The sequence below is a fragment of the Microcoleus sp. MOSTC5 genome, from assembly GCF_036701825.1.
GTDB lineage: Bacteria > Cyanobacteriota > Cyanobacteriia > Cyanobacteriales > Microcoleaceae > Microcoleus > Microcoleus asticus.
In genome coordinates this window covers 1-2,376 of sequence record NZ_JAUBRK010000154.1, presented here as the reverse complement: position 1 = coordinate 2,376, position 2,376 = coordinate 1, and the positions used below count along the sequence as shown (strand labels likewise).

Here is a 2,376-nt window from a genome sequence, read left to right as displayed (position 1 = left end):
GTGCGATTCGTTTAACCTAAATGGATTAAAAATCCAGGGACGGTTAGCCTAACCCCTTGGTTAGTGTAACTGATTATACATCTAGGTGCAGGATTCACAAGTCCCTAGTCCTAGTCCGCAGGTGCAGCGGTAAAAGCATATCCCCTATTTTGTTAAGTAGCAACTAACAAAGTAAAGCGGGGATAAAAGGCAGACTACTGATAGCCGAAACTGGTAACTGCCGAGCAAGAGTTTATGTGTAGCGAAAGCAAAGATGTGTCTGAACCATCGTCATTTTAAGATGGTCTAACGGCTGAATAAGACCAAGCCAAAAGGCAAGGATAGGGCATAGGCGTTTACCTATATGACCTACAAGCACTGCCCAGAAACCCGGTGGAGAGCATCACACTAAAAGCTCAAACAATGTGTAGTCGGAACGAAGTAACTCTCATATATTTCTGGAAACAGGTCGATTACCCAGTAAGTAGCTAACGAATAGTATGTGAGAGAAGGATTGTGTCAAAAGCCAACGCTCTGTTGTAATGACAGAGATATGCAGACAGACGCATGATAACTTCAAAGATAGGAATTTGAGTAGCAATGAATAAGTCTAAAACGCGGGACAACCCGACGGTGGAATGGAACCAAATCAATTGGCGAAAAGTCGAAAGATTGACGTTCAAGTTGCAAAAACGTATCTATCGAGCAAGTGAGCGTGGCGATGTCAAAGCAGTTCGTAAGCTTCAGAAGACCTTGATTAATTCTTGGTCTAATAAGGTTTTAGCAGTACGACGGGTAACACAAGATAATACTGGCAAACGTACAGCAGGAGTGGATGGTATTAAATTACTAACCCCGAAGCAACGAATTAAGCTAGTAAGTCAGCTCAAACTAACTGGCAAATCACAACCGACACGTCGAATAATGATTCCAAAACCAGGAACTAATGAGTCAAGACCATTAGGCATACCTACTATGTACGACCGCGCCTTACAAGCAGTTGTAAAAGCAGCGCTTGAGCCAGAATGGGAAGCTAAATTCGAGCCTAACTCATTTGGTTTTAGACCCGGTAGGTCGTGTCACGATGCAATAGGAGCTATCTTTGACAGTATCAGATATAAAGCTAAATACGTGCTGGACGCTGATATTGCCAAATGCTTTGACCGCATTAATCACAAAGCATTACTTGACAAAATCAATACCTATCCGCGACTCAGAAAACAAATTAAGTCGTGGCTTAAAAGCGGGGTATTAGACCAAGGTGAAATTTTTCCGACCACGGAAGGTACGCCACAAGGAGGGGTTATTTCCCCGCTATTGGCTAACATAGCCCTTCACGGAATGGAAGAACGGGTTAAACAATATGCTGAAACGCTAAAAAAAGGATACTTGGGTATCAATAAAAAAGATAAACGAGCATCACTAAGCTTAATCCGATACGCCGATGACTTTGTGATTATGCACAAAGACATTGAAGTAGTAACAACCTGTCATCAGATAATTGCGGAATGGTTAGGTGACATTGGCTTAGAATTAAAGCCAAGCAAAACAAAATTAACCCACACCCTCAATGAATACAATGGAAATGTTGGGTTTGAGTTTTTAGGGTTCCACATACAACAACATAAGGTAGGCAACTACCGAAGTGCCAGAAGTACACATGGAATACCACTAGGGTTTAAGACGTTAATCACCCCTTCAAATGCAAAAATAAAAGCTCACCTCTCCAGAAGAGCTGAAGTAATAGACACTCATAATACCGCCCCACAAGCTGCTTTAATTAGACGGCTAAATCCAATAATTAGAGGCTGGTCAAACTATTACTCTACAGTAGTAAGTAAGGAAAGGTTTTTAAAAGTAGATAGCCTTATTTACGACAAATTAAGAGCCTGGGCAAAACGACGGGGAAAAGGTAACATCAACAAAGACAAATACTGGCGTACAGTAGGCGACAGAAATTGGTGTTTCAGCACAGAAGAAGGTATAAAGTTAGCCCAACACTCAGCAACGCCTATTATAAGGCACGTAAAGGTCAAGGGCAATTCAACACCCTACAACGGTGACTGGATTTATTGGAGCAAAAGACGTGGAGAATACCCTGAAACACCAACAAGAGTGGCAACACTTCTTAAAAAACAAAAAGGTAAATGTACCCACTGCGGTCTGTACTTTACACCTACAGACACTGTAGAAGTTGATCATATCCAACCCCGCTCCTTAAGTGGTAAGGATGAATATATAAACCTCCAACTTCTACACAAACACTGTCACGACACAAAAACTAAAAATGATTGCTCCTTCCAAAAGAGCTATGATGATAACCCGTTTTGAATTGTACCCATAAAAAGGGTGAAGATATCAAGGAGCCGGATGAAGCGAAAGTTTCATGTCCGGTTC

General features: G+C 41.7%; 1 protein-coding gene. It reads left to right on the top strand.

Annotation, left to right across the window (positions count from 1 at the left end; all coding sequences use genetic code 11):
* Positions 1-579 precede the first annotated feature (579 nt).
* Entirely contained in the window at positions 580-2,310 is a 1,731-nt protein-coding gene (gene ltrA / locus QUA54_RS33970) for a group II intron reverse transcriptase/maturase (RefSeq protein WP_333419393.1), read from the top strand.
* Positions 2,311-2,376: the final 66 nt, after the last annotated feature.

Coding starts and splice junctions, on each gene's coding strand:
- ltrA (WP_333419393.1), top strand. CDS start 580: ATGAATAAGTCTAAAACGCGGGACAACCCGACGGTGGAATGGAACCAA.